The organism is Microbacterium luticocti DSM 19459, from assembly GCF_000422405.1.
GTDB lineage: Bacteria > Actinomycetota > Actinomycetes > Actinomycetales > Microbacteriaceae > Microbacterium > Microbacterium luticocti.
In genome coordinates, this window is the sequence record NZ_AULS01000001.1 from 319,070 (window position 1) to 344,717 (window position 25,648).

Consider the following 25,648-nt stretch of genomic DNA (forward strand, 5'->3'; position numbering starts at 1 on the left):
GCATCCCCCACGGGTGTTCCTGTGAGGTTCCCGTGCGCTTGATCACGAAACCGCAACGTCACCGGCCCTTCCCAGGCCGTTCGGCGGTCGTTCGCTACCATGAACAGAGCACGACGAGGTGTCTTTCCGGCCTGCGCCGGATTCCCCAGACAGACCCTCCAGGAGTTGATCGTGGCACTTCAGACCGTCATCCTCGCCGCCGGCATGGGTTCCCGCCTCGGCCGGAGCCTGCCCAAGCCGCTCACGCGACTGAACGACGGCCGCACGATCATGGGCCAGCAGCACGACAACATCCATGCCGCGTTCGGCGACGACGTGCGCATCACCACGGTCGTCGGCTACCGCGCCGAGACGATCGTCGAGGCCTTTCCGGACGCCGACTACGTCTACAACGACCGCTACGACCAGACCAACACGTCCAAGAGTCTGCTGCGAGCGCTCGTGGCGACCGGCCGGTCCGGGGTGCTGTGGATGAACGGTGACGTCGTCTTCGACCCGCGCATCCTCGGCCGGGCGATCTCGCTGATCGAGCAGGACCGCTCGTTCGTGACGGTCAACACCGCGAAGGTCAGCGACGAAGAGGTCAAGTACACGATCGCCGCCGACGGCTGCATCCACGAGCTGTCGAAGACCGTCCAGGGCGGTATCGGCGAGGCCGTCGGCATCAACTACATCTCACGCGCCGACAAGAAGGCCCTGATCCGTCAGCTGCACCGGGTCGGCGACCAGGACTACTTCGAGCGGGGCCTCGAACTGGCGATCGCCGAAGACGGCTTGAAGCTGCTGCCCCTGGACATCTCGGACCTGTTCGCCGTCGAGGTCGACTTCGCCGAAGACCTCGAGCGCGCGAACCTGTACGTCTGATCGCCCCGGCGCGCACCTGCGCGATCTAGGATCGGCGTTGATGTCGAAGAAGGTGCACCGCATCGACTCGCTCCCGGCCGATGCGCCGTGGGCGGGTGGGCTGCCGCCCGAGGGGTCGAGCGAGCACCCCCGGTTGATCCGCGCGCTGGATCGGGTACTGGCCGTCCAGCGCCCGGCGGTGCTGGCGCACCTGCGCAGCATCCGGTTGCGGCATCCGGATGCCACGGCCGCACAGATCGTACGGATCCTGGAACGCCGCTACCTGGCGGCGGTGGCCACCGGGGGCGCCGCGGTCGGTGCGACGGCGGTGATTCCCGGGGTGACCACCGGCGTGACCCTCGCACTGGGGGGCGTGGAGACGGTGGCGTTCATGGAGGCCACCGCACTGTTCGCCCAGTCGATGGCCGAGGTGCACGGCATCCGCGTCGAGAACCCCGACCGCGCCCGTGCACTGGTGCTCACGCTCATGCTGGGAACCGAAGGTGTCCAGCTGGTCACGCAACTGGCGCGTCAGGCCACCGGCACGGGCCCGGCGCGCAGCGCGTACTGGGGCGAACTGATCACCACCTCGCTCCCCCGTGCCGCAGTCGGACCGCTCGTCGACAGGCTGAAGACGGCGTTCATCCGTCGTTTCGCCACCGTGGGCGGCGCGTCGTGGGTCGGCAAGGCGATGCCGTTCGGGGTCGGTGCGGCCATCGGCGGCGTCGGCAACGGCATCCTCGGCCGCCGCGTCGTCGTCGGGTCACGTCGGGCGTTCGGGATGCCACCTGTCGTCCTTCCGGCCGAGATCGAACCGCGTCCGGGTGCGCGCCGCGTCGAGCACTCGGTCGCCCACGGGCTGCGCCGGGCGAGCGGAGCGGTTACCGGGGCGGCCGGAGTGGCCGTGACCGGCGCGGCCGCTGTGGGACGCTCGGTGGCCGGCGCGGCCGGTACCGCGGTGGTGGGGGCGGTGAACGTCGCGCGCTCCGCCGCCGGCACGATCGGCCGCGGCTCGGGCGGCGGCGGCGCACACGAGCGCTGATCCACGGGGCATCCTCGCCGTCCGCCGACGGAGCGAGCCGGTGTGCCCGACCTGCATGTCCGGGGCGCTCGTTCGGCAGGACCCACCGGCGCCGTGGTAGATCGCGCCGATTCCTCCCCACATCCGGCCTCTGGGTCGACATCCACAATGCCCGACCTGCGCAGCCCGGCACGTCCCGTCTGCGTCGGCGCCGGCTCGTACCGTGTGCGCCATGCTCCGAGACAACCACCGCGACCGGGCGGCGGCCCTGCCCTGGCGGGTCGACCGCCTGTACGACACCCATGCGCTCGTCACCCACACCGGGCAGCACCCCGTCGACTTCGTCCAGGCGGTCGTCGACGCGAGGCCGCCCGGTCGGCGTCGGGTGGCCGCGATCGCGCACTGGGGGCAGATGCTGCCGGGCGAGACCGCTGAATTGTGCGTCTGTGCGCACGACGCCCACCCACTCGTGCGGCTGTTGTGGTTCCGGCCCGAAGACGGTGCCGAGCTGACCTGGGCGTTCCGCATGTGATCGGCCGGTCGGCCCCACCGTCCGACGGGTCGAGGCACAATGGCGTCATGGGTCTTTTCGCATCGCGCCCGGAATCCACGATCGAATGGGCGGGGCTGCCGTCCGAACCGTTGCGCCCGCGGAACGAGGCCGAACTGCTCGAGGCGACGCCGGTCGACCCGTTCGCCATCGCCGGCGGCACCTCGATCACGATCGACGTGCCGGTGACGGATGCCACATCCCACGCGGATGCCACATCTCCGACGGACGCCGCATCCCAGACGGACGCCGCATCTCAGACGGACGCCTCATCTCACACGGACGCCTGACTTCAGACAGACGAGCAGGACTGATCCGCCTGCGGGCCCGACCGACTGTGGGGCTGCGGACCGATCGAGCCTGACGTTCCGACGCGTGGGTCATTCCGGCCCGCCGGCGGTGCGGCGCCGCCATGCGCGCCCGGCGCAGGCGGGGTGGCGCCGACTCCTCCACAGCCCGGGGTCGGTGGCGAGTTCTCCACGGATCCGGGTCCCGGCCCCCACGACGCGACCGGGCACCACCACGATGGGGGCATGAGCACAGAACCCACCATCCTGAGATCCCGCACCAGCGCCGATCTGCTGGCGATCCTGCCGGTCCTGGCCGGCCACACCCTGAGCGAGAGCCTGGTCATCGTCCCGTTCCGTGGCAAGCGGACGATGTCGGTGATCCGGCTCGACCTACAGGGCCCCGACGACCAGGCCTGGGCCGAAGGACTGGCCGCGGTGGCCGTCGGCATGCTCAGCCGCCTGACCGAATGCGACGGCGCGGCCATCGCGGTCTACACCGGCGACACGTTCCCCGTCGCCTACGCAGCCTGGGACGAGTCGGTACGCGTGATGGGCGATGCACTGGAGGCTGCGGGGTTCCGGGTGAAAGACGCCCTGTGCGTCGCGGCCGACGGCTACGCCAGCTGGTACGACGACGAGGCACCGTTCGACGGTCATCCGCTGAGCGACATCGACGACAATCCCCTCGCCGCCCAAGCCGCACAAGCCGATGGTGGCCGCGCGCTCGCCCCGCACCGCGCCGTCGCCGTGCTCCCGGACCCTGATCCGGCCCTTGCCGCCCGTCTGGTCGCGGCGGTCGAAGACCTGCTCGTGGACGGTGTGCGCAGCGACGCGTTCGGGCGGATGATGCCGGCCGAGCTGCCCGATGGCGTCGAGCTCGTCGAACGGCTGCTCGCCCACGAGCCCGACGCCGTCCCGTTCCCGCAGCTGACCGGGCTGGCCGCGCTGGCCATGCTGCCCGCGCGGCGCGACGAGATGACCCTGCAGATCGCGTTCGGCCGCGAGATCGGCGTGCGCGCGCGGGCCGATTCCGACCGATGGCACCAGCGCTGCCGCGAGTCGGGGCGCAGCATGGACGACGAAGTCCGATGCGCGATCGACGCCGACCCCGCCGTGCTGCACGACGGGCCCGGCACCCTGCTGCTCGGTCTGGGCGATCAGGTTCCCGACGTCGACCGCATCCGCCGCGGGATCGAGATCCTCCGCCATGTCGTCGCGCACCTGAGCGTCGACCTGCGCCCCGACCTGCTGTGCATGCTGGCGTGGCTGCACTGGGCGATCGGCGAAGGCACGCCCGCCGGTATCCACATCGACACCGCGCTGCGCATCGACCCCGACCACCGCATGGCGCAGAACGTACGCATGCTGATCGGGGGCGGTCGGCTGCCGGAATGGATCTTCCGCATGCACAACGACCGCGTCGCGACCCGCGATGCCCGAAGCAGGTCGGATGCCGCGTCACTGGCCCGCCGCCGTGCGCACAAGGCCGAGCGTGCCCGCCGCCGTGCGGCACGGCGATGAGGCGGGTCATGGCATGATCGACTGGTGCAGGACGACACGGCAGGACACCGGGACGCCCCGGTACCGCCGCCCGGCGCCGGTGTGTCGTTCGTCATGCCGGTGCTCAACGAGCAGGCCTACCTCGAGCAGGCGGTGCGCACCGTGCTCACCCAGGACGTCGACGGTCCCACCGAGCTCGTACTCGCTCTCGGCCCCTCCGTCGACGGCACCACCGAGCTGGCACGGCGGCTTGCGGCCACAGACCCGCGGATCGTGCTGGTCGACAATCCCGACGTCGACATCCCCACCGGCCTGAACCGTGCCATCCGTGCGAGCCGGTACCCCACCGTGGTGCGCGTGGACGCCCACTCCGAACTGTCGGACGGCTATACGCGCACCGCCCTGACGATCCTCGCCCGCACCCGCGCAGCCAACGTCGGCGGTGTCATGCGCGCCGACGGACGCACCCCGTTCCAGCGCGCGGTCGCCCGCGCCTACAACTCGCCGGTCGGTCTCGGCGGTGCCGCCTACCACGGCGGCGCACACGCCGGAGCGGCCGAGTCGGCGTACCTGGGCGTCATGCGACGCTCCGTCCTCGACGAGGTGGGCATGTTCGACGAGTCGATCCGCCGGGGCGAGGACTGGGAACTGAACCTGCGGATCCGTCGCGCCGGGTACCGCGTCTGGTTCGACCCGGCCCTGTCGGTGACGTACTGGCCGCGCGAGAGCTGGATGCGCCTTGCCCGCCAGTTCCGCGCCACCGGGGCGTGGCGGGGTGAACTGGTGCGCCGCTACGGTCGGCGCAATGCGCTGCGGTTCTTCGCACCGCCCGCGCTGGTCGCCGTCATCGTGCTGGCCATGCTGATCGGCATCCTGCAGGCAGGTCACGTGCTCACGGGCGTCGGCGCGCTGATCGCGTCGGCGGTGTACCTGCCGATCGTCGCGTACGCGCTGCTCGTGCTCGGTCTGGCTTCAGCGCCGCGAGGCGGAGGCTGGCGTGACCGGCTGTGGACGCTCGCGGTGCTTCCCACCATGCACCTGTGCTGGGGCGCCGGCTTCTACGCCGGGCTGCTGGCGGGGGCGTCGGGCACCGTCGACACCTCCCGGGTCGACGACCGGAACACACCGCTGCCTTAGCCGCGTGGACCTCGCTACCGTGTCACGAAGCCCTGGTCGAGGATGCGGTTCACCACGCGCTCGGCGGCATGCCCGTCCTCACGCGCGGTGAACCGCGCGCGCCACGCCGCGTACCTGTGCGCATAGGGCGTCTGGTCCGCGGCGTCGATCGCGGCGATCAACTCGGCGTCGGTGCGCACCAACGGGCCGGGGGCGTGTGCCGCCAGGTCGAAGTAGAACCCGCGCAGCTCACCACGGAAGCGTTCCAGGTCGGGCACATGGAAATACATCGGCTTGCCGGTGACGGCGAAATCGAACATCACCGACGAATAGTCGGTGATCAGTGCGTCGGCGGCCAGCATCAGCGGTGCGGCATCCGGGTACCCGGTCACGTCGATCACGCGCGGGCCCGCGGCGTCCGCCCCCGGCAGCAGGGTGCGGGAGTGGCCGCGCACCAGCACGACGGCGCCGGTGCGCTCGGCCAGCATCGTCAGGTCGAGGAAGTCGACCATCCGCTCGCGGTCGTCGCGCCACGTCGGCGCGTACAGCAGCACCCGCTCGTGCGGCCCGATCCCCAGCGCCGCACGCACCGGTGCCGCATCGCCGGTCACGAGAAGGTCGTTGCGCGGGTACCCCTCCACCCAGATCGGCCGTCGCCCGAACGCGTAGGCGCGGCGCAGGATGTGCTCGGCGTACGGGTTCTGCGCGAGCAGCACGTCCCAGCGCCGCGCCTCGCGCACCACCGCCACGGCCCGTCGCGGCGCGAAGCCGCGGTGGAGCGCAAGACGCTTCAGCGGTGTGCCGTGCCAGGTCTGCACCACCCGCTGTCCCGGTCGGCGTTCGAAGCGCCGACGCAACCAGTCGTTGACCACCAGGAGCCGGGCCGCGCCTCGCGCGCGCCACCACTGCGGGCTGCCCTCGACCACCGGGATGGCGCCGTCGGGCACCGCGACCGACAGGTCGACCACGCTCCAGTACCGCTGCACGTCGGGCGCGCGGCGCGCCAGCTCACGGTCGATCGCCCGCGGGTTGTCGCCGGCGTTGCGCCCGTAGAAGCTCTCGAAGAACACCGCGTTCTCAAGCCGGTCGGTGCGGCGGTTGACGTAGCGGCGCTCGAGCGCGGCCTGTCCCTCCCCCGACGCATAGGCGGGGTCCAGCGGCGGCCCCACCTGCACGGTGTCACCGTCGAGCCGCGCGCGTAGGCCACCCAGCATCGTCTCGGGCAGTTGCGCGTCGAGCGGCTCGGCGCCGTGCTCGCCGTCGATGTGCACACGATAGGCACCGGTCGGCACCGGCAGCAACGGCCCGCCCCACCGCGACGCCTGCAGCGGCACCACCGCCGTCCAGGTGCGACCGCGACCGCGCAGCCGGGCGACCGTGTGTGCACGCGGGCCCTCCAACCGCACCGCGGCAGGTCTCGCCCCCGTTCCGGTCAGCACGAGCGCGGGGGCCGGCTGCGTCTGGAACCGTGCCTGGATCATCCCCGTCCTCCCCGGCGCGCACGGCCCGCGGCATCCCGTCGCGCACGGCCCGCGGCATCCCGACGCGCACGGCCCGCGGCATCCCGTCGCGCACGGCCGGCGGCATCCCGCCGCGCACGGGCCGTGGCACCCCGCCGCGTGCGCCCCGTGGCATCCCGCCGCGTGCGGTCACCGGTCAGCCGCGCCTGCACCGCCTGGTACACCCGCTGAGTGTTACACCCGTCGGCGTACGCATGCACGTGCGCGCCGAGCGCGGCGGCCTGCCGCACCCGCATGGCGCGTTCGGCGTCGTCGCCGAGCACCGCGTCCAGCTGCCGGAGCGTGCCCGCCCAGTCGGTCGCCCAGTCCGATCCGGCGACCTCGGCGTAGGTGCCGTACATGCCGCGGCGGGCGAGGTACGACTCAAGATCGGGCGCGAACCACACCACCGGCACCGGCACGAGCGCGGCATCGAACGCCATCGACGAATAGTCGGTCACCAGCACGTCGATCCCCGACAGCAACGGTGTGGCGTCGACCACGCGGTCGCTGCCCAGCGCCCGCACCCGCGTCGTGGCCACCGGCGGCGTGTACCCGCCCGCGCCGAGAGGGTGCGAACGCACCAGCAGCACCGCGTCGTGCCGCTCCAGCACGGCGACGATCCGCCGCCATTCGTCCGGGTCCGGCACGGCCGGATCGGCCTCGCCGTCGCGCCACGTCGGCGCGTACAGCACGAGCCGCCGATCGCCGACCTCGCCGACGACCTGCTCGATCCGGTGCCGCGCGCGGTGCCGGCGCGTGGCGGCGTCGCCGCGCGAGAGCACGTCCACCCGCGGCTCGCCGGTGACCGGCACGCACCGGTCCGGCAACGAGAAGGCCGATTCCAGCCGCCCGCGCACCAGGTGGGATGCCGCGGGGATGAGGTCGATCTGGCGCGTCGTGCGCCGGTAGGCGACGGCCAGCAGCCGGCGCAACAGCGCGGCCGGCGGCATCCGTCGCATCGGTCCGGGCAGCTGCACCGTTTCGGGTGAGTCGATGCCGATGCGCTTGAGCGGGATGCCGTGCCACAGCTGCACGATGAACGCCCCCGCGATCGCGTAGCGGTTCACGTCACCGAACCCGTGCGTGACGACCGCGACGCGCGCGCGGGCGGTGCGCCAGAAGCCGCGCAGCGATCCGGTGCGCACAGTCGGGATGCCGCGGGCTGCCGCGTCGCGCGCGGCCCGCTCGTCCGACACCAGCCAGACGGCCCGGTGGCCGTGTGCGGCCACCTCGTCCCACATCGCCAGAGCACCGTCGCCGATGCCGACGCCGCAACCGAAGACCCACTCGTCGGCGGTGCGCGGGATCACGAGTGTGGCCAGCCGCCCGGCGGCGTACAACGGGATGCGGAGGAGCTTTGCCGCGTTGCCCGCACCGAACGAGAAAGACGCCACCCCGCGAGCCTATCGCGGGGTGGCGTCCGGTTTTGCAGCGCCTACTTGAGGGTGCCGAGGGTGACGTCGACGGTGTGGGTGGCGCCGTCTCGCACGTAGGTGACCGTGGCCTTGCTGCCGGCCGCCGCCGCCCGCACCTGGGCGGTGAGGTCGACCGCACCCGAGATCGGCGTGCCGTTGAACGCGGTGACGATGTCGCCCTGGCGCAGCCCCGCCTTGGCGGCCGCGCCGTCGGCGGTGACGTCGGCGATCTCGGCGCCGGTGATGGTCGCGCCCTGCACGGCGGCCGCATCGCGGACCGTGGCCCCCAGCAGTCCGTGCGTGGCCTTGCCGTCCTTGATGATCTCTTCGGCGACCCGGTGTGCCACGTCGGACGGGATCGCGAACCCGACGCCGATCGAGCCGCTCTGGCCCGACGACGACGAGCCGGTCGAGGCGATGGCGACGTTGATGCCCACCAGCCGCCCCTGGGCGTCGACCAAGGCTCCTCCCGAGTTGCCCGGGTTGATCGGCGCGTCGGTCTGGATGACCGCGATCTTGATCGACTCCTTGGTCTGCGGGCTCTGCTGCTGCTGACCGAAGTCGAAGAAGAACGGGCTCTCACCGTTCTGCCCGCCGTCGCCCTCGTCGCCGCCGCTCCCTTCGGGCGCGGCCGACGACGAGATCTCGATCGAGCGGTTCAGAGCGCTCACGATGCCGGTCGTCACGGTGTTCGACAGGCCGAGGGGCGCGCCGATGGCGACGGTCTGGTCGCCGACGTTGAGCTTGTCGGCCTCGCCCCATGTGATCGGTGTGAGGTCGCTCGCGCCCTCGAGCTTGATCACGGCGAGGTCGTACACCGGGTCGGTGCCGACGATGCGGGCCTGGTAGATGTGCCCGTCGCTGGTGGTGACCGAGATGGTGGGGTGGCCGGTCTCGCCGTCGAGGGTGACCACGTGCGTGTTGGTGAGCACGTAGCCGTCCTTGCTGAGGATGACGCCCGACCCGGTGCCGCCGGTGCCGCTGCCCGACGAGACGTCGATGGTGACCACGCTCGGCACGACCTTGGCCGCGATCGCCGTGGTGGCGTTGACGCTGTCGGGGTTGTTGACGGTGACCACGCTCGGGCTCGAGGCCGACGAGCCGTCGACCGGACCCCACAGCGCGGAGCCCGCCCAGGCGCCGCCGATGCCCGCCGCGCCGCCGACGATCGCCGCCGCCACGAGCAGCCCGGCGATCTTGCCGGCGCCGGACTTCTTCTGGCCCGTCGCCGCGGTGGCGGCGCCCGCCGCCGCAAAGCCCGAGCCGTTGCCGGCGATCGGCGGTACGGGCTGGGTGGGCGCAGTCGGCTGCGGCGGAACACCGAAGCCCGCTCCCGGGTACGGCAGCGTGGGATGGGTCTGCGGTGCGCCGGGCGTGGCTGCCGCGGCTGCGGCCGGCGCCCCGGTGCCGGCGTGCGCGGCGGGTGCGGGTGACGCCGGCGTGGCCGCGGGGGCCGCCGGCTGCGCGGGTGACGCCGGTGCGGCGGACGTGGATGCCGTGGGCACGGGCTGTGCGGGCACGGCGGGCGCCGCGGGGGTGCTCGGTGTCGACGCGGGCTGCTGCCCCGAGACACTCCGGTCGGCCGGTGCGGCCGCGTCCTGGGACCCGGCGGCGGGAGCCGCGGGAGAGCTCTGGGTGGCAGCTGCATCGGGCACCGGCGTCACCGGCTGTGCGGGCGCCGCGTCGGGCGCGGCGGGGGCCGCGGGAATGTTCTCGGGACGAAGGTCCTGGTTCTCGCTCATGGGTGCTCCTTCTGGCTGACAGTGCCAGCATGACGGGCGTTTCTGTGCGTTGCTTATGCCGAGATTGGGATGACTCTATGCGGGTAACGTGGATCGCGTGCAAGAGCGTGCGGGAGCGTGGCGGCGAGTGGCCGAAGGAGCCGGATTGCTCGGCGAAGACGGGCGCAGTGCGCCCACGATCTTCGCCGAGATGAGCGCACTGGCCGTGCGCACCGGTGCGATCAACCTCGGTCAGGGCTTCCCCGACGAGGACGGGCCGGCCATCGTGCTCGAGACGGCACGCCGGGCGATCGCCGACGGGGTCAACCAGTATCCGCCGGGCCGAGGCATCCCGGAACTGTGCGAGGCGATCGCCGAGCACCAGCACCGCTTCTACGGGCTGCGGCCCGACCCGCAGCGGAACGTGCTCGTGACCGCCGGAGCGACCGAGGCGCTCGCCGCGACGCTGCTGGCGCTGGTCGACGGGCCCGACGACGAGGTCGTGGTGTTCGAGCCGTACTACGACGCGTACGCCGCGTGTGTCGCGCTGTCGGGGGCCCGACTGGTCACGGTGCCGCTGCGCCCGCCGGCGTTCGCACCCGACCTCGACGACCTGCGGGCCGCGGTCGGCGACCGTACCCGCCTGATCCTGGTGAACGACCCGCACAACCCCACCGGTGCGGTGCTGGACGCTGCCACCCGCGCCGAGATCGTGCGGCTGGCCGAGCGGCACGATGCACTCATCGTCACCGACGAGGTGTACGAGCATCTGATCTTCGACGGCCCGCACACACCGATCGCGACGCTGCCGGGGGCGTGGGAGCGCACGGTGAGCATCTCGTCGGCGGGCAAGACGTTCTCGACCACCGGCTGGAAGATCGGCTGGGTGACCGGCCCCGCCGACCTGGTCGACGCGGTGCTCGCGGTCAAACAGTTCCTCACCTACGCAGGCGGCGCGCCGTTCCAGCCCGCGATCGCCGCCGGGCTGCGCCTGCCCGACGCGTTCTTCACCGGCATCGCCGACACCCTGCGCGCCAAGCGCGACCTGCTCGCCGACGGGCTGCGTGACGCCGGTTTCGCCGTGTCGCCGGCGGCCGGTTCGTACTTCACCCTCGCCGATGCGGCAGGGCTCGGGGCGAGGGATGCCGCGGACTTCTGCCGTGCCCTGCCCGAGCGTGTCGGGGTGGTCGCCATCCCGCTGACCGCGTTCGTGACGGCCGCGCATCGCCGCGACTATGCGACCCTCGTGCGGTTCGCGGCGTGCAAGCGGGTCGAGGTGATCGCCGAGGCGGCGCGGCGGCTGCGCGCGCTGGCCTGATCGCGCCCGGGCCCGATCGGCTCACCCGCGCGGGGTGACCGTGAAGCGGCGCAGCGCCAGGGACGGGTTCACCCGTCGCACCCGGTCGATGGCGTCGCCGTCCAGGTGCGCCACCGCGACATCGGTACCGGTGCCCACCGCGGCGATTGACACACCCTGCGGGTCGACGATCATCGAGTGCCCGACCCCCAGCGGCGGCGGGTGGTCGGCGCCGGCGACGTAGACGGTGTTCTCGATCGCGCGCGCCTGCAGCAGGGTACGCCAGTGGTGTTCTTTGAGCGGCCCGCGCACCCACTCCGCCGGCACCAGCACCGCCTCGGCTCCGGCGTCGACCAGGGTGCGGGTGACCTCGGGAAAGCGCAGGTCGTAGCAGGTCTGCATGCCGAACGTCAGCCCGCCGGCCCGGAACAGTTCGGGTGAGCCGGGCTCGCCGGGTTCGACCCAGTCCGACTCGCGCTGCCCGAACGCGTCGTACAGGTGCAGCTTGCGGTACGTGGCACGCACCCCGCCGGCGTCCACGGCGACGACGGTGTTGCGCACCCGGGCGGGGTCGTTGCCGTGCTCGAGCAGTCCCGCGACCAGTGTCACGTCGTGCTCGGCGGCGATGACGGTCAGCGCACGGGTGAACGGACCGTCCAGCGGTTGCGCGAGCGCGGCGAGGGTCTCGTCGAAGGGGTCGACGAAGGCGCTGGAGTATTCGGGGAACACGATCAGCTGTGCTCCCCGCCCCACCGCGAGGCGGGTCAGCCGGGCGATCTCGGCGAGGTTCGCGTCGGGTTCGGCGGTGGGCGCGAACTGCACCACCCCCACAGGCACGCCGTCCGACTCCGCCTCGGCGGGCGGGGCGGCGGATGCTGCGGGGTCGGCGCGATCGGTCATGGTCACATCCTCGCGCCCCGGCCCCGACCCGGCAACCCGGCAATAGCCTGGGAAGGCGGCCACAGGCCGCGGAAAGGACCGACATGAACGATTCCCCGTATCCGAAGCGCACCCCCGACCTGGTTCGTCGCCGCACAGAGCTGGTGCCCGACACCGCTGCGGCGTTCGAGGCGTTCAGCGCACAGGTGTTCGCGCCCGGCGCGCTCGACGCCAAGACCAAGCAGTTGCTCGCGGTGGCGGTCGCCCATGTCACGCAGTGCCCGTACTGCATCGACGGGCACACCAAGCAGGCCTCCCGCGCCGGCGCCAGCGACGAAGAGATCATGGAGGCGATCTGGGTCGCCGCCGAGATGCGCGCGGGCGGTGCCTTCGCGCACTCGCTGGTCGCGCTGAACGCGTTGGACGCGGTGCACGGCCACCGTCACGACGGCTGAGCTCCCAGGCGGCACCGGCATGGACGACGCGTCGATCGGGCGGGTACTGGCATCCACCCCCACCCTCGGCGACCAAGAGGCGTACAAGCAGGTCTCGTCTCTGGCCGCGAAGGGGGTGGCGGCGGTGACCGCGCACGACGGACGCTGGGATCACGCGGTCACCGTCACCGACCACCTGTCGGTGTCGTACGACCCGCCGACGATGCTGGTGAGCGTGTACGAGCTGTCGCGGGTGGCCGACGCGATCGTCGCGTCGGGGCGGTTCGGGGTGAGTCTGCTCACCGACCGGCAGCGCCGCATCGCCGACTGGCTCGGCGAGCCCGGCGCACCCCTGGTGGGGCTGCTCGACCAGGTGCCGCACCTGCGCCGCGACCCGCACGGCCCGGCGCTGATCGAGGGGGCGCTGGCGTGGTTCGACCTGCGGGTGCACGCCGTGCACCGGGCGGCGACGCATCTGCTGGTGGTCGGGCAGGTCACCGCGATGAGCGAGCGGATGCCGTGGGATGCACGCCCGCTGGTGCGCTGGCGCGGCCGCTACCAGAGCTGAACGACGCCCGCACACACGCCGCTGCGCGGGGGCTGCCGCATCATATCAACGGTCCCCAGCGCCCCGGCCGGTCCCGGCCGGGCTCCTTCGGGATTGCTGAGCGGACGCGTTTGTGTCCAGTCTTGTGTCCACTTCTCACGCCCACCGGCTCAACCCCTGATCAGCGAGGGAGCTCAGGTCCGAGGCGTCCGTCTAGTGCGCGGCTCAGATCTTCTCGCTGTTGCCGAACTGCGAGCCCAGCACCGCCGTGGGCACGTTGCTCCCGCACAGCGAATGCAACGTGGTGCGCCACAGGTGGGCCCGCTCGTTCTCGAACGCGGGGACCTTCAGCTCCCTGAACAGCTCAAGGTACAGTTCCTTTGCGGCTTCTTTGCGGTTGCCCCGCCCCACGGCTTGCGAGCGTCGTGCGGCGAGCCGATCGCGTGCTCGTCGTCGGACGCAGCTCGGCGCCCTGCGCGTCAGCAGCGACAGGTACCCGACCTTCGAGGAGTACATCCTCCTGAAGGCCCATCCGATATGCAGCGGCACGAGCCCGTGCACCGAAGCCCATGGGCTCGCGTACTACCCGCACACGCCGTGCTCCGCTTCGTCGAGCGGGCGTGACGGCGCAGGCTCGATCTCAGCTCAGGTAGACCTTCGGCCCGAGCATCGGCAACGGCCTGCCTGGCGGGCTCGGGTGCCGCGGATTGCCCTGCTTTGTCAGCGGGTCCCACGTAAACACCCGCACGTCCATGCGGTCGAGTAGTGCCTGGACGTCGCGCTTCGCACGCTTCAGTGTCTTGTGCGGCATGTCGCCCCACGCGCCGAGCACCTCGGCCGCGCCGTGCCTCCGTATTACCTGCTCGATGGCTGCGCAGTTCTGCGCGGACAGCACCGGGTCGAATGGCGAGAGCTGGCTTGGCTTAGGTGAGCGCTCTGGGTAGAGGTTCAGCATGATCCAGCCCGAGTACCCGTGCCGCACGCTCGCCTCAATGAGCCTGTTCACAGTCCTGTCGGCCTGCGTCTCCGCGGCGTGCGAGGGGTTCATGCCGATCGCGATCAGCGGCGGCGCGCCTGTGCTCGCCCGCGACGCGCTGCCGAGGGCGAATCGGTGCGTCGGCACGCCGGGGTTCGGCTCCCAGAAGTCGGGCTCGTGGCCGAAGAGGTACTCGATCACGACTCTGCCCGCTTTGATTCAGCGACTAGCGAGTTCGTGCGGATGCCCAGGTCCCTTCGCAGATCCCCGATGCCAAGGTCTTGATCAGGGTCCCCTGCTCCGACCTCTTGCAGGCGCTCCTCAATCTGAGCCCTCGCGACGAACCTGACGAGCAGGTCCGAGTCGTTCGCCAGTGCTTCGAGCACCTCGATCGGAGCGTCCGGATTCAGTGCCACCATTACCGCCAGTTCGGCGCTGCGACCGGCGAGGTCGGCGAGCACGTCGGCCGGCGCGCCTGGATTGAACGCTATCGACATGAGCGTGTCGGCGTCGTCCCGCGTCGCCAGCGATCCGAGGATCTCCGGCGGCGTCTTCGGATGCGCGGCGACGGCCCGTCGGACCTTCGCGCTGCGCCGCTCGCCTCCGAGGAACGCCAGGATGTCCGGCGTGGCGTGCTCGCTGTACGCGACCCTGATGCGCACTTCGGCTCTCGAGTTCGCGGCCATCTCCTGCAGCTCTGCAACCGTCGGCGTTGGAGTCCGCGCTGCGATGACCTCGCCCAACGATCGAGATTCGCGTGCGTTGTCCCCTCCTGCGTCCGCAGTCGGATCTCGATACGCCGCGATCCGGACGTCCAGATCGTCATCAAGGAGAAGAGCGTTCAACGTGTCCTGCGAGAGCAGCTCGTTGCGCGCGACGCTTGCGCGAACAGAGGCCGCCTTGTCCTGGGCCAGCGCTTCGAGGACGCTCAATGGGGTGCGCGGATTCGTCGAAACCGCGATCCTCACCTTCGCGTGCTTGCTGTTCGCAAGGCGTTCCAGCGCACTGACGCCTGTGCGGCGATGCCTCGCCGCATACCGCCTGAGGTCGGGATCGCGGACCCTGCTCTTCGAGAGGCGGTCGAGCGCATCCTCCATCAGGTCATCAGGCACAGCCAGGTCCGGTCTTCGCTCCACCTCGACGAGGACCGAGTGCAGAGCGAGGTCGTTCGAAGAAGCCACGAGCGCCTCCGCGATGGAAGCTGCAAGCTCTCTGGGTGCCCGAGGGCTCGTCATGACCGCCAGGCGGACATCGGCCGATTCGTCCTGCGCCAGCTGCGACAGTACGTGCAGCGGAGCGGAAGGATTGCCTGCCACAGCGGCGCGGAGGTGGATCCTCTTGTCCGCAGACAGATCTTCGAGCACCGTGGCCGGCGTCAAAGCCGAGTCGGCGAACAGCTCGCGCGTGGCCCCAGCCCGCATGCTGATCATCTTCCTGCACAGTGCGTCCATCGACTCCTCGCCGAGGGCGGGGTTGCTCACCAACGCGAGCAGCACCTCAGGTGACTTCTCTGAGACCAGATCGGCCAGCACCTCGGTCGGTGTCGCAGGATGGCGCGCGACGAGCTGTGCGACCTGGTCACTGTACTCGGTCGGCGTGCGCCAGCGCTGGTGGGGCTCGAGCCCTCCAGCGGCGAACTCGATTCGTGCAGCGCGAGAACTGCCGAGCTCTGCGAGGACTTCGCCGAGCAGCGGGTCGGGATCGGCCATCGATCGTTTGAGGGCATCCCAGCGGATGCCCGGATCGTTGTCGGCGAAGAGCTCGCGGCGGACTGCCGTGTGCCCGAGGGGCAGCGAGCCTGCCGCGATCCGACGCACGTACGCGGGACGCTGGTCCGACATCAGGTCCGCGATGATCTCGACGGGGAGGCCCTGCGATGCCCCCGTCGGGAGGCGGAGGGATCTGTCTGACTTCCAGGACCAGATCCGGCTCGCTTCGGGCAAGCAGTTGTCGAGCGCTCGGTCTCCGGATCCGTGCATCATCGCCAGGAGGATCGCGTTGAGAACGACACCCGGAGTCCCGTTCCGATCGCGATCCTGGTTGATCTCGACCCGGCGGATGTCGATCTCGGACGATGGGCGCTCGTCGAGCAGCACGACCTCGCCCGCCTTCGGCCCGACAGGAGCCTGGCCGTCCGCGCGACCTGCGAGCTGCGTCTGCGACCGTGCCGCTGCACTGCCCGACGACGGGTTCGCGGCGACCGCGCGGCGAACCATCACGCTGCTGTCCTCAGCGAGCCGCTGCAGCAGCTCGGCTGGCGCTGCCGTGTTCATGGCGACGCCTTCGCGCACACGGGCGTAGCGGTCTCGCGCGAGCCGCCTCACGATGTCCGTCGGGGACGAGGCGTTGCGCCCGACCCGGAACCGGAGATCGGTGTCGTCGCCCGCCGCCAGCGCCATGAGCATGGCGTGCGGCGTATGGCGATTGTCGGCGAGGAGCTGCAGCTTGCGGCGCTCCGACACCGGAACGTGCACGGCGATCTGGTTGCGCGCGGTCGCGCCGACGAAGCCCTCGCGCAGCTTCGGCAGGAGCGCCTCAGGATCCCCGCCGAGCAGCTGCTCGAGCGTCCACGTCTTCAGCGTCTGCTGCCGCGGCAGCCAGACGCCGACCCCGCGGATGCCCCATGCGTCTTCGAGGTCGAGCATGACGTATCCGAGGAGCTGGCGGAGGAAGTCGCGCAGCTTGGCGACGCTCAGCTCGCTGTAGACCTTGCAGTCGATGAGCGTGCCGCCGATCATCCAGTCGCCGTCGGCCCCGCCCAGGAGCCTCGCCCCGCTGAAGCCCGGGTTCGGCTCGAAGCGCGTTCCGGCCGCGACGTGGTCCCTCCACGCGTCGATCTGCGGACGACTCGCTTCCAGCAGTGCTTCGACGTCGTCAACCGCCGATTGCGGGATCGCTCGCGCCAGCCCAAGCCCGTCCTCCACGGCGTCGCAGGCCGCTCCGAGCGACCCGGACAGCGCCTCTGAACCGCGCCTGTAGACCTGCTCGCAGTACGCGAGGAGGATCGAGGCCCTCGTCAGGTCGGAAGGGTCGCCGGGATCCCGCAGAAGCTCCTCGCCGATGCGGAACGCCTCGCCGAGCACTGCCGCACGATGCTCGCCATTCTCGACCAGCGCCGCAACGCCTGGCAGCGCTTCGACACCAGCGGCGGATGTCGAGGCCGCCGGGTGGAAACCCCCGAGCTCGATCCGCGTCCGGATGTCGAACGCCGTCCCGGACAGACGTCCGTCCGCGGCATCGTCGCGGGCCACGATCAGCGGCTTGCTGGTGAGGTCGACCAGGCCAAGAGCGCTGGCCATCTGCCGCGCGGTGCTGCTGCTCCCGCGCGTCGCTGCCAGAACGGGCGAGACCCCGTCGAGGTATGCGCGGATGGGCGACCCCGCCTCGCGCAGCTCAGTCGTCAGGCTCATGGCTGGGCCTCCGCATCGTCCGTGACCGCTGCGTCTTTCAGCACACTGCTCACGGTGCCCACGGAGACGCCCACGGCGTCGGCGATGACCCTGATCGACTGCCCCTTCTCGCGGCGGGTCAGGATCACCGCGCGCTTGTCGTCGTCGACGACGCGAGGCCGTCCTCCGACCTTCCCCCGGGCTCGGGCCGCCTCCAGTCCGTTCTTCGTCTTCTTGACGATGTCTCGGCGGCGGTCCTCCGCGAGCGCCAGGGCGAGGTCGAGCAGGAAGGTCCGCTCCGTGTGCTCGCCGGCCGCGATGCCTTCGAGCACCTTCACCGCCTTACCCTGCTCGAACAGGTCGTTGAGCACGATCAGCCCTTCGAGCAGGTTGCGGCCCAGCCGGTCGACCTCCTGCACGGTCAGCATGTCGCCCTCGCGCATGTAGCCCAGGGCCTCCTCGAGGCCCGGCCGGTCCTCGATCTTCAGCTTCCCGCTGACCTTCTCCTCGAAGACCTTCACGCAGATCGGGTCCAGCGCGTCGTGCTGCCGCTGGGTCTCCTGCTTCTGGGTGCTGACGCGCACCAGTCCTACTAGGGCCACGACGGCTCTCCGTTCAATAAACGTGTTCAGTTGTCATTCCCGAGCCTACCTGTTTATGAACGAGTATTTGAACACTTGAGGCCACCTTGGGCGTGTCTTTTCGACCACCTCCTGAATGTTCAGCAGACGACCGATTTCTGAACAGCGTCAGCGGCCATCCTGCGCCTGACGCAGCTCGGCTTCGAACTCTGCGATCAGCTCCGGCGGCATCGATCTGATGATGTTCGCCGCGTCGGCCTCGTTGACGAAGGGCGCTTGGTACTCGGTGCCGGTCCACGTGTTCACTGCCTCAGACCACGCCCGCGTCGACTCCAGAGCGACCTTCGCCACCATGCGCAACAGCACATCGGCGCTGTCCCACGCAAGGCCGAGCGCGGCCGTCTCCCCGTGGATCATCGCCGACATGCCTGAATACATGGAGCTGATCGCCGGGATCTGCTGCTCGAGGCGGTGGTGGTACTTGAAGGCGGTCTTGGCGTGAGCGCGTCCGACCCGCACCGTGCCGACCTCTTCGGTAGTCTCACCGTCACGGACGCGTCGCTGGATCTTCCCGCCGCTCTCGGTCACGATCTCCACCAGCTGCTCACGAACTTTGGCGTAGTCCTCCACAAGCGCTCTGTTCTGCTCCACGGTGTGGAACAGTGAGGCGTATCCGCGAGCGGCGCGATCGTCGGCTGTGAGTCCTGGTTCCAGCATCCAGTGGCACGTCGCGGCGACTTCAGCTAGAGACCGAAGGATCGGGACGGTCGACAGCGAATACAAGGTCTCGTGCTTGAGAAGCACTTCAAGACCGCACAGGTACGAGACGACGGCGTTGCTCATCGACTCCAGGATGTCGAGACGCTCTTGAAAAGCGACCCGGTGGGATCCCGCACGTCCTGCGGCGACGTCCTGTCCGCACGGAGTGCTGACGGATGTGCTCTTGATCCGGTCGGAAAGCTTTCCGACCACGGTCTGCGCGTGGGCCCGGCACTGGGTGATGATGCGCTGCGCGGTGCGCGCAGCCAGCTGAAGCCGCTCTTCGTCCTCGGCCGGCTCTGTGATCGCGGGGTGGTTCACACAGCCATCATCGTGCACGCCAACCCGCGAACGGGCGGCACCGAGCCTACGAGCCAGATAACCAGTGATCAGGACCCAACCACCGCAACAGCGGCGCGTCCACCCTCACACTGAGCCCGAGCCTAGCCGTGTCTCCTGCGGGGCTGCTCACTTGCGCAAGCCTCCCGCACATGGTGGGCGTCAGCCACCGAGAACCCATCGATGAATGTGAGTAGTCGGGCCCTCAGTGCCAGCGCATGCAAAAGGCTCCTGACCAGAGAATTCCTGGTCAGGAGCCTTTTCCTTGTTGCGGGGGCAGGATTTGAACCTACGACCTCTGGGTTATGAGCCCAGCGAGCTACCGAACTGCTCCACCCCGCGGCACGTCATTCAGCTTAGCATGCCGCGCAGGGTGGTCGGCGCACCCGGTCGCGAGAGCCGGCGGTCAGGGCTGGTCGCCCGACAGCTTCAGCAGCGTGTCCAGCGCCTGGGTGAGCCGGGCGTCGGCCTCGCCGTACGCCGCCCAGTCGCCCTTGGCGAGCGCCGCCTGGCGGTCGGTCAGCGCCTGCTTGGCCTGCTGCAGCGCCGCCTGGAACGCCACCGATGTCCCCGGGTTCGGGGTGGGCGCCGGAGTCGACCCGCCGCCGGTCGACGGTGAGGTCGACGGGCTCGGTCCCGGTGTGGGCGTCACCTCGCTGTCGCCGGTGTCGGCACCCGAGTCGCCGCCGAACAGCGAGTCCAGTGCCTCGGCCAGGGTGTCTTCGAACGCCACCTGGTCGCCGAAGGCCACCAGCACCTTCTGCAGGGTCGGCAGCTTGGTCGCCCCCGACGACTGCACGTACACCGGCTGCACGTACAGCAGGCCGCCGCCCACCGGCAGCGTCAGGAGGTTGCCCTTCAGCACCTGCGAGTCGCCCAGCTTGAGCACGTTCAGGTACTGCGAGACCGCCGGTTGCGCGTCGAAGTTGTTCTGCACCCGACCGGGGCCCGGCACCGGCGTGTCGGCGCTGATCTCCAGCATCCGCAGCTTGCCGTAGTCGGCCCGCTTCGTGCCGTTCTGGTCACCCGCGTTCGAGTCGACCGCCAGATAGCCCATCAGCACGTTGCGCGACTCGCTGCCCGCCGTCGACTCGGGGATGAAGCTCGTGAACATCGAGTACTCGGGCGAGTCCTGCCCGGGCATCTTCATCGTCAGGTAATACGGCGGCTGCAGCTTGCCGGTGGTCTGCGGGTCGTCGGGGGTGATCCACTTGTTGTCGCTGCGGAAGAACGACTGCGGGTCGTCGACGTGATACGTGCCGAGCACGTTGCGCTGCACCTTGAACAGGTCGGTCGGGTAGCGCACGTGGCTCATCAGGTCACCGCTCATCTGCGACAGCGGCTTGACGGTGGACGGGTAGATCTTCTGCCACGTCTGCAGCACCGGGTCGGTGTCGTCCCACGCGTACAGCGTCACGTGCCCGTCGTACGCGTCGACGGTCGCCTTCACCGAGTTGCGGATGTAGTTGATGTCGTCCATCGCCAGGGTCGGGGTCTGCCCCGTCGAGTCGGCGATCGCCTTCGAGAAGCTCGTGGTGTGCGAGTACGGGTAGTCGGCGCTGGTCGTGTACCCGTCGACCACCCACACGATCCGGCCGTCGACGACCGTCGGATAGGTGTCGCCGTCCAGCGTCAGGTACGGCGCTGCCTTGTGCACGCGCGTGATCGGGTCGCGGTCGTAGAGGATCTGCGACTCGGGGTTGATGCTGTCTGAGAACAGGATCTGCTCGGACTGGAACTTCAGCGCGTACACCAGCCGGTTGAACCAGCTGCCGATGTTGGGACCGCCGTCGCCGGTGAAGGTGGTCTTGACCTCGTTCGCACCCTCGGCGCCCGACAGATAGTCCAGTTCGATGGGCGCGGCCCCCTTCGGTGCGCCCACGATCGAGTAGGTGGGCGAGGACTGACCGAAATAGACGCGCGGCTCGAACTGCTTGTCCGACAGGAACCCGGTCGCCGGGATGCCGCGCTCGATGAACACCGGCATTCCGTCACTGGTGCGGGCGTTGCCCTTCGCGATCACGATGCCGTAGCCGTGCGTGTAGATCTGCGTGGAGTTCTGCCACGACACGTTCGACCCGAGCGCGTTCAGGTTCAGTTCGCGCACCGAGACCACGGTGTCCTGCGAGGTGCCGTCCAGCTCGTACCGGTCGACGTCGAGCGGGTTCTGGAACCGGTAGTACGAGCGGTACTGCTCGAGCTGCTGCACCGTGGGTCCGATGATCGCCGGGTCCATGATCCGGATCTGCGCGGTGGTGTCGGCATCCGCCCGCAGCTGCCCCTTGCTCGCGGTGGTCTTCGCGGCGAACGGGATCGTCTCCAGCCCGTCCAGACCGTAGGCGGCCTTGGTGGCGTCCATGTTCCGCTGGATGAACTCCTTCTCGAGCGTGAGCGCGTTCGGCTTGACCTGCACGACGTTCACGACCCAGGGATAGGCCATGCCCAGCACGATCGACGACACGATCAACAGCGCCGTGGCGATCAGCGGGTAGCGCCAGCGCCCGATCGCGGCGGTGACGAAGAAGAGCACGGCCACCAGTGCCGCGATGATCGACAGGATCATCTGCCCGGGGATGACCGCGGCGGTCTCGGTGTAGCCGGGCCCGGTGATCAGGCCGTTCTGCGACACCAGCGTCTTGTACCGGTCGAGCCACAGGCTCGCCGCCTGCAACAGCAGGTAGAGGCCGGCGAGCACCGCGAACTGGATGCGCGCGGACTTCGAGATGCGCAGTTCACGCTGCCCGATGCGCACCGCCCCGTACAGGTACGACACCACCGCCGAAACGAGCAGGCAGATCAGCACGACCGCCGACGCGAAGCCCAGCAGCCCCGCGTAGAACGGCAGGGCGAACATGTAGAAGCCGGTGTCGAGCCCGAACTGCGCGTCGGTGACCTTGGTGGTCACACCGTTCAGCCACAGGGCGGCCGTCTCCCACTGGGTGGATGCCGCGAACCCGGCGAAGAAACCGAAGAAGATCGGGATCCCCCACATCGCCAGCCGGCGCAGCGGCTCTACGACCTCCTGGTACCGGTCCAGCTGCGAGCTGAGCCGGGCGTACACCGGCCGCAGCCGGTAGGCGAGCTGGATGCACAGCCACACCGGCAGTGCCATGCCGACGAACCCGATCGCGAACATGCCGGTGCGCGCCAGCCATTGTGTGGTCAGCACGCCGGCGAACCCGAGCTGGTCGTACCAGAGCCAGTCGGTGTACAGGTTCGCGAAGACGAAGAACGCCACCACGAGTGCGGCGATGACGACGAGTGAGATCGCGATGACGCGGCGTGAACGGCGGGGCGCCGGTGCCGGCGGATGTGTCGTGGTCACCCTTTCATCCTAGGCGGGCCGCCCGGCCGGCCAGGGGCCAGGGCGCCCACCCCCGGCGCTCGCTCAGGAACTCGGCGCAGGAGTGCAGGTGGGCAATGCGTCGAGGTCGCCGCCGGTGCGCAGCGTGTCGAGCACGTGCAGCCCGTCGTCGAGGCTCGACACCGCGAACACGCGGAGCCCTGCGGGGACGTGGCCGACCACTTCGTTGCAGTTGCTCTGCGGGGCCAGGAAGTAGCGGGCACCGGCGTTTCGCGCCCCGTACAGCTTCTGCCGGATGCCGCCGATCGGCCCGACCGTGCCTTTGGCGTCGATGGTGCCGGTTCCGGCGATCTGTCTGCCGCCGCCCAGTGCGCCCGGGGTGAGCGTGTCGATGATGCCCAGCGAGAACATCAGGCCGGCCGACGGGCCGCCGACGTTGTTCAGCCGGATCCGCACGTCGATCGGGAAGTCGAAATCGGTGATCATGGTGATGCCGATCAGCCACTGCGTCTGGCCGTCGACCGTGGTCTTGTGCGGAGTGACGGTCTCATCGAGCCGGGCAGACCCGCGCTGGACGACGAAGTGGACGGGTGAGCCCGCGGCATCCGTGATCGCCTGCCGCAGCGCGTCGCCGTCGGTGATCTTTTTACCGTCCGCTTCGAGCAGCACGTCGCCGACCTGCAGGATGCCCTTCGCGGCGGCGTCGGCGACGACCGAGCGCACCGTGACCTTCGGGGTGACCGTGTAGCCGAGGTGGGTGAGGGCGGCGGCGGTGGCCTCTTTCTGCGAGTCGACCATCATGTCGGCCGACTCCTGGTCGCGTTCTTGCACGCTCTGCCCCTGCGGGAAGATCGCCTGCAACGGCAGCACCGCCCGTGCCGGGTCGAACCAGGCGGTGGCCAGCTCCAGCCACGACGGCGTGCGGTCGGGGTTTCCCACCACCTGGACGGTGAGCAGGTCGAGCGAGCCGTCGGTGGGGTACGTCTTCGCACCCGAGATCTGGATGAGCGGGACGTCGTCGCCGTTCGCGTCCGGGGCCGACCCGAGCGTGTTGAACACCGGCCCGGGGCGCTGGATGATGTAGCCGGTGGGCAGGAAGGTGAGGATCAGCAGGACGATCAGCGCCACGCTGAGCGCCCACGACCCGAACACGGCCGCGCGGGGACGGCCCCGGCGCGGCGCGGGGCCGATCGTCACGTTCTCGTCGAACAGCGCCACAGGCGACCTTCCGTGTTGTCGTCGTTCGCGACCGGCGTAGCTGCGACGCGGATCGGCCGCGGATCGGTGCGATCCGTGCGACTAGCGTAGAACCACACCCGGATCCCGTGCTGAAAGGCGACTGAAGTGGCAGAGGACGACCGCAGCCCCGAGGACGACTTCCAAGAGCTGCTGCGACAGTTGTTCGGCGGTGCCGGCGGTGCCGGTGGCCCCGACCCCGACCAGCTCGCCCAGTTGCGGGCGATGGGTGTGGACCCGGCGATGATGCAGAACATGATGCAGCAGTTGCACTCCGCGTTCCGTTCCGCACCGAGCGGCGGCATCTCATGGGACGTCGCCAAACAGCAGGCGCTGCACATCGCCAATCAGGGCGATCTGGGGATCACCGCCGGTCAACGCGGCGAGTTCGACCAGGCGTTCACCCTGGCCGGGTTGTGGCTGGGCGAGGCCACCACGATCGCCGAGCTCGCCGAGCCCGCCCGGGCGATCACCCGCGGCGGTTGGGTTCAGGCCACCCTGCCGGTGTGGCAGGAGCTCGCCGAGCCGGTCGCCACCAGCATCGCCGACGCGCTCACCGAGGCGATGCGCACGCAGGCGCCCGAAGAGATGCGCGCGATCATCCAGGGCGCCTCGCAGGTGATGCGTACGATCGCGGCGAGCCTGTTCGCCACCCAGCTCGGCCAGGTGATCGGCCGGCTCTCGCTCGAGGTGGTCACCGGCGGTGACGTGGGCATCCCCGTCATGCCGTCCGGGCAAGCGGCGATCCTGCCGCAGAACTTCGCCGACTTCGGCCGGGACCTCGAGGTGCCCGACGACCAGTTGGCGCTGTACCTGGCGACCCGCGAGCTCGCGCACGCCCGGTTGTTCCGGCACGCACGGTGGCTGCGCCTGCACGTGATCACGCAGGTGACCGAGTTCGCCCGCGGGCTGCACGTGGACACCGCCGCTCTCGAAGAACTGGCGTCGCGCTTCGACCCCTCCGACCCCGAAGAGCTGCGCACGGCGCTGCAGAACGGCGCGCTGCTGCCGGCGCGCACCGACGCGCAGGCGGCGGCCCTGACCCGGCTCGAGAACCTGCTGGCCCTCATCGAGGGCTGGGTCGACGTGGTCACCGCCGACGCCACGGGGCGACTGCCGTCGGCGGCGCGGATCGCCGAGGCGGTGCGCCGACGTCGCGCGGTCGGCGGGCCCGCTGAGAAGGCACTCGGCAGCCTGGTCGGGCTCGAGCTGCGGCCGCGGCGGATGCGCGAGGCTGCGGCGATGTGGCGTGCCGTCACGGATGCCGTCGGCATCGGCGATCGTGACGCGCTGTGGGACTACCCCGACCTCATGCCCGAGGCCAGCGACATCGACGACCCGTCGGCGCTGATCCAGCGCCTGCAGGCGCGGGCGCGGGGCGAGCAGCCGCAGCGCGACGAGATGGATGACGCGCTCGACGCGCTGCTGCGCGGCGACGTGCCCCGGCTCGAGGATCAGGACACGGACACGGACGCCGGCACCGGCGACGCCGACACCGATGGCGACACCGGGTCGGACCGTGGTAGCTCGGACGAAGACGAGGACGGCGGCGGCTCGGGCGACGCCGGCTCGGACGACGGCGGCTCGGGAAGCGACGAGGACGGTCCGGGGCGGCCGGAGGGCCCGCAGCCGGTCTGACATCGCCGCCTCCACAGGGCGGGTTCGACCGCGGAATCACGAACCCACCTGTGGACAACTGCGACACGCCGGTGCGGCGCGTGCACAATCGGGGCATGTTGGTCCTCGATTCCGGCCGGCCGCCCGTATGGCGCACGCCCGACGTGCTGCAGTTCGGGGCGGACGGCGACATCGTCCTCGACTCCCCCACGCCGTGGCAGTTGCGTCTGGTCGACGCCCTGACCCGTGGCATCCCGGAGCCCGCCCTCGAACCGGTCGCCGTCGCACTCGGCGGCACCGAGGCGGCCGCACGCGCGCTGGCCGACCTGCTG

Annotated in this window: 21 protein-coding genes and 1 tRNA gene; 10 read left to right on the forward strand and 12 right to left on the reverse strand. The window is 70.4% G+C overall.

The window, feature by feature from the left end:
- The first annotated feature begins 171 nt into the window (after positions 1-171).
- The 6 genes from H577_RS0101645 (at position 172) to H577_RS0101670 (ending at position 5,341) form a co-directional block, all read left to right on the forward strand.
- Entirely contained in the window at positions 172-864 is a 693-nt protein-coding gene (locus H577_RS0101645; protein ID WP_029144474.1) for a phosphocholine cytidylyltransferase family protein, read from the forward strand.
- A 40-nt stretch (positions 865-904) separates the two neighbouring features.
- Complete coding sequence (locus H577_RS14705; protein ID WP_245570306.1) at positions 905-1,885, forward strand: hypothetical protein; 981 nt, start codon at positions 905-907, stop codon at positions 1,883-1,885.
- 211 nt (positions 1,886-2,096) lie between these two features.
- Positions 2,097-2,396, forward strand: coding sequence for a hypothetical protein (locus H577_RS0101655; RefSeq protein WP_029144475.1), 300 nt, complete (start codon positions 2,097-2,099; stop codon positions 2,394-2,396).
- Positions 2,397-2,443: 47 nt separating this feature from the next.
- Positions 2,444-2,704, forward strand: coding sequence for a hypothetical protein (locus H577_RS14710; RefSeq protein WP_051191585.1), 261 nt, complete (start codon positions 2,444-2,446; stop codon positions 2,702-2,704).
- 243 nt (positions 2,705-2,947) lie between these two features.
- Positions 2,948-4,225, forward strand: a complete 1,278-nt coding sequence (locus H577_RS0101665; protein ID WP_029144476.1) for a DUF4192 family protein — start codon at positions 2,948-2,950, stop codon at positions 4,223-4,225.
- Between the two features lie 93 nt (positions 4,226-4,318).
- Positions 4,319-5,341, forward strand: coding sequence for a glycosyltransferase family 2 protein (locus H577_RS0101670; protein WP_051191657.1), 1,023 nt, complete (start codon positions 4,319-4,321; stop codon positions 5,339-5,341).
- Between the two features lie 14 nt (positions 5,342-5,355).
- On the opposite strand, the gene H577_RS0101675 is transcribed toward H577_RS0101670, so the two are convergent.
- The 3 genes from H577_RS0101675 to H577_RS0101685 are packed head-to-tail and all read right to left on the reverse strand — an operon-like array spanning position 5,356 to position 9,979.
- On the reverse strand, positions 5,356-6,801 hold the full coding sequence (locus H577_RS0101675) for a CDP-glycerol glycerophosphotransferase family protein (RefSeq protein WP_029144478.1): 1,446 nt from the start codon (positions 6,799-6,801) through the stop codon (positions 5,356-5,358).
- A complete protein-coding gene (locus H577_RS14715; protein WP_084515725.1) occupies positions 6,798-8,216 on the reverse strand; it encodes a CDP-glycerol glycerophosphotransferase family protein in 1,419 nt (472 codons plus the stop codon). Before H577_RS14715 ends, H577_RS0101675 begins: the two co-directional genes overlap by 4 nt.
- Positions 8,217-8,257: 41 nt before the next feature.
- The gene (locus H577_RS0101685) at positions 8,258-9,979 is read right to left on the reverse strand and encodes a S1C family serine protease (protein WP_029144479.1); all 1,722 of its coding nucleotides are present in this window, start codon (positions 9,977-9,979) and stop codon (positions 8,258-8,260) included.
- A 97-nt stretch (positions 9,980-10,076) separates the two neighbouring features.
- Here H577_RS0101685 and H577_RS0101690 point away from each other — a divergent pair, with 97 nt between their 5' ends.
- Entirely contained in the window at positions 10,077-11,276 is a 1,200-nt protein-coding gene (locus H577_RS0101690; protein WP_029144480.1) for an aminotransferase class I/II-fold pyridoxal phosphate-dependent enzyme, read from the forward strand.
- A gap of 21 nt (positions 11,277-11,297) precedes the next feature.
- On the opposite strand, the gene H577_RS0101695 is transcribed toward H577_RS0101690, so the two are convergent.
- Positions 11,298-12,155: a carbon-nitrogen hydrolase family protein gene (locus H577_RS0101695; protein ID WP_051191587.1), complete on the reverse strand. Its 858-nt coding sequence runs from the start codon at positions 12,153-12,155 to the stop codon at positions 11,298-11,300.
- A gap of 83 nt (positions 12,156-12,238) precedes the next feature.
- Between H577_RS0101695 and H577_RS0101700 the strand changes: the two genes are divergently transcribed.
- A complete protein-coding gene (locus tag H577_RS0101700) occupies positions 12,239-12,589 on the forward strand; it encodes a carboxymuconolactone decarboxylase family protein (protein ID WP_029144482.1) in 351 nt (116 codons plus the stop codon).
- Between the two features lie 19 nt (positions 12,590-12,608).
- Complete coding sequence (locus H577_RS0101705; RefSeq protein WP_051191589.1) at positions 12,609-13,136, forward strand: flavin reductase family protein; 528 nt, start codon at positions 12,609-12,611, stop codon at positions 13,134-13,136.
- A gap of 204 nt (positions 13,137-13,340) precedes the next feature.
- Here H577_RS0101705 and H577_RS0101710 read toward each other — a convergent pair whose 3' ends face one another.
- The 8 genes from H577_RS0101710 to H577_RS0101745 all read right to left on the reverse strand — a co-directional run bounded on the left by H577_RS0101710 (position 13,341) and on the right by H577_RS0101745 (position 23,681).
- Positions 13,341-13,526, reverse strand: a complete 186-nt coding sequence (locus H577_RS0101710) for a hypothetical protein (RefSeq protein WP_029144484.1) — start codon at positions 13,524-13,526, stop codon at positions 13,341-13,343.
- Positions 13,527-13,755: 229 nt separating this feature from the next.
- The gene (locus tag H577_RS14720) at positions 13,756-14,292 is read right to left on the reverse strand and encodes a DUF1643 domain-containing protein (RefSeq protein WP_051191591.1); all 537 of its coding nucleotides are present in this window, start codon (positions 14,290-14,292) and stop codon (positions 13,756-13,758) included.
- The gene (locus tag H577_RS16840) at positions 14,289-17,501 is read right to left on the reverse strand and encodes a hypothetical protein (RefSeq protein ID WP_051191592.1); all 3,213 of its coding nucleotides are present in this window, start codon (positions 17,499-17,501) and stop codon (positions 14,289-14,291) included. The genes H577_RS14720 and H577_RS16840 overlap by 4 nt, the downstream gene beginning before the upstream one ends.
- Positions 17,498-18,064 (reverse strand): recombinase family protein, encoded by a 567-nt coding sequence (locus H577_RS0101725; RefSeq protein WP_245570307.1) that lies wholly within the window; start codon positions 18,062-18,064, stop codon positions 17,498-17,500. The genes H577_RS16840 and H577_RS0101725 overlap by 4 nt, the downstream gene beginning before the upstream one ends.
- A gap of 165 nt (positions 18,065-18,229) precedes the next feature.
- The gene (locus H577_RS0101730) at positions 18,230-19,141 is read right to left on the reverse strand and encodes a hypothetical protein (RefSeq protein WP_029144486.1); all 912 of its coding nucleotides are present in this window, start codon (positions 19,139-19,141) and stop codon (positions 18,230-18,232) included.
- 286 nt (positions 19,142-19,427) lie between these two features.
- Positions 19,428-19,501, reverse strand: a tRNA-Met gene (locus H577_RS0101735).
- Between the two features lie 64 nt (positions 19,502-19,565).
- On the reverse strand, positions 19,566-22,484 hold the full coding sequence (locus H577_RS0101740) for a UPF0182 family membrane protein (RefSeq protein WP_029144487.1): 2,919 nt from the start codon (positions 22,482-22,484) through the stop codon (positions 19,566-19,568).
- Between the two features lie 63 nt (positions 22,485-22,547).
- Positions 22,548-23,681: a YlbL family protein gene (locus H577_RS0101745; protein ID WP_029144488.1), complete on the reverse strand. Its 1,134-nt coding sequence runs from the start codon at positions 23,679-23,681 to the stop codon at positions 22,548-22,550.
- Positions 23,682-23,807: 126 nt separating this feature from the next.
- On the opposite strand from H577_RS0101745, the gene H577_RS14730 reads away from it, so the two are divergent.
- Positions 23,808-25,337: a zinc-dependent metalloprotease gene (locus tag H577_RS14730; protein WP_084515726.1), complete on the forward strand. Its 1,530-nt coding sequence runs from the start codon at positions 23,808-23,810 to the stop codon at positions 25,335-25,337.
- Positions 25,338-25,648 lie beyond the last annotated feature (311 nt).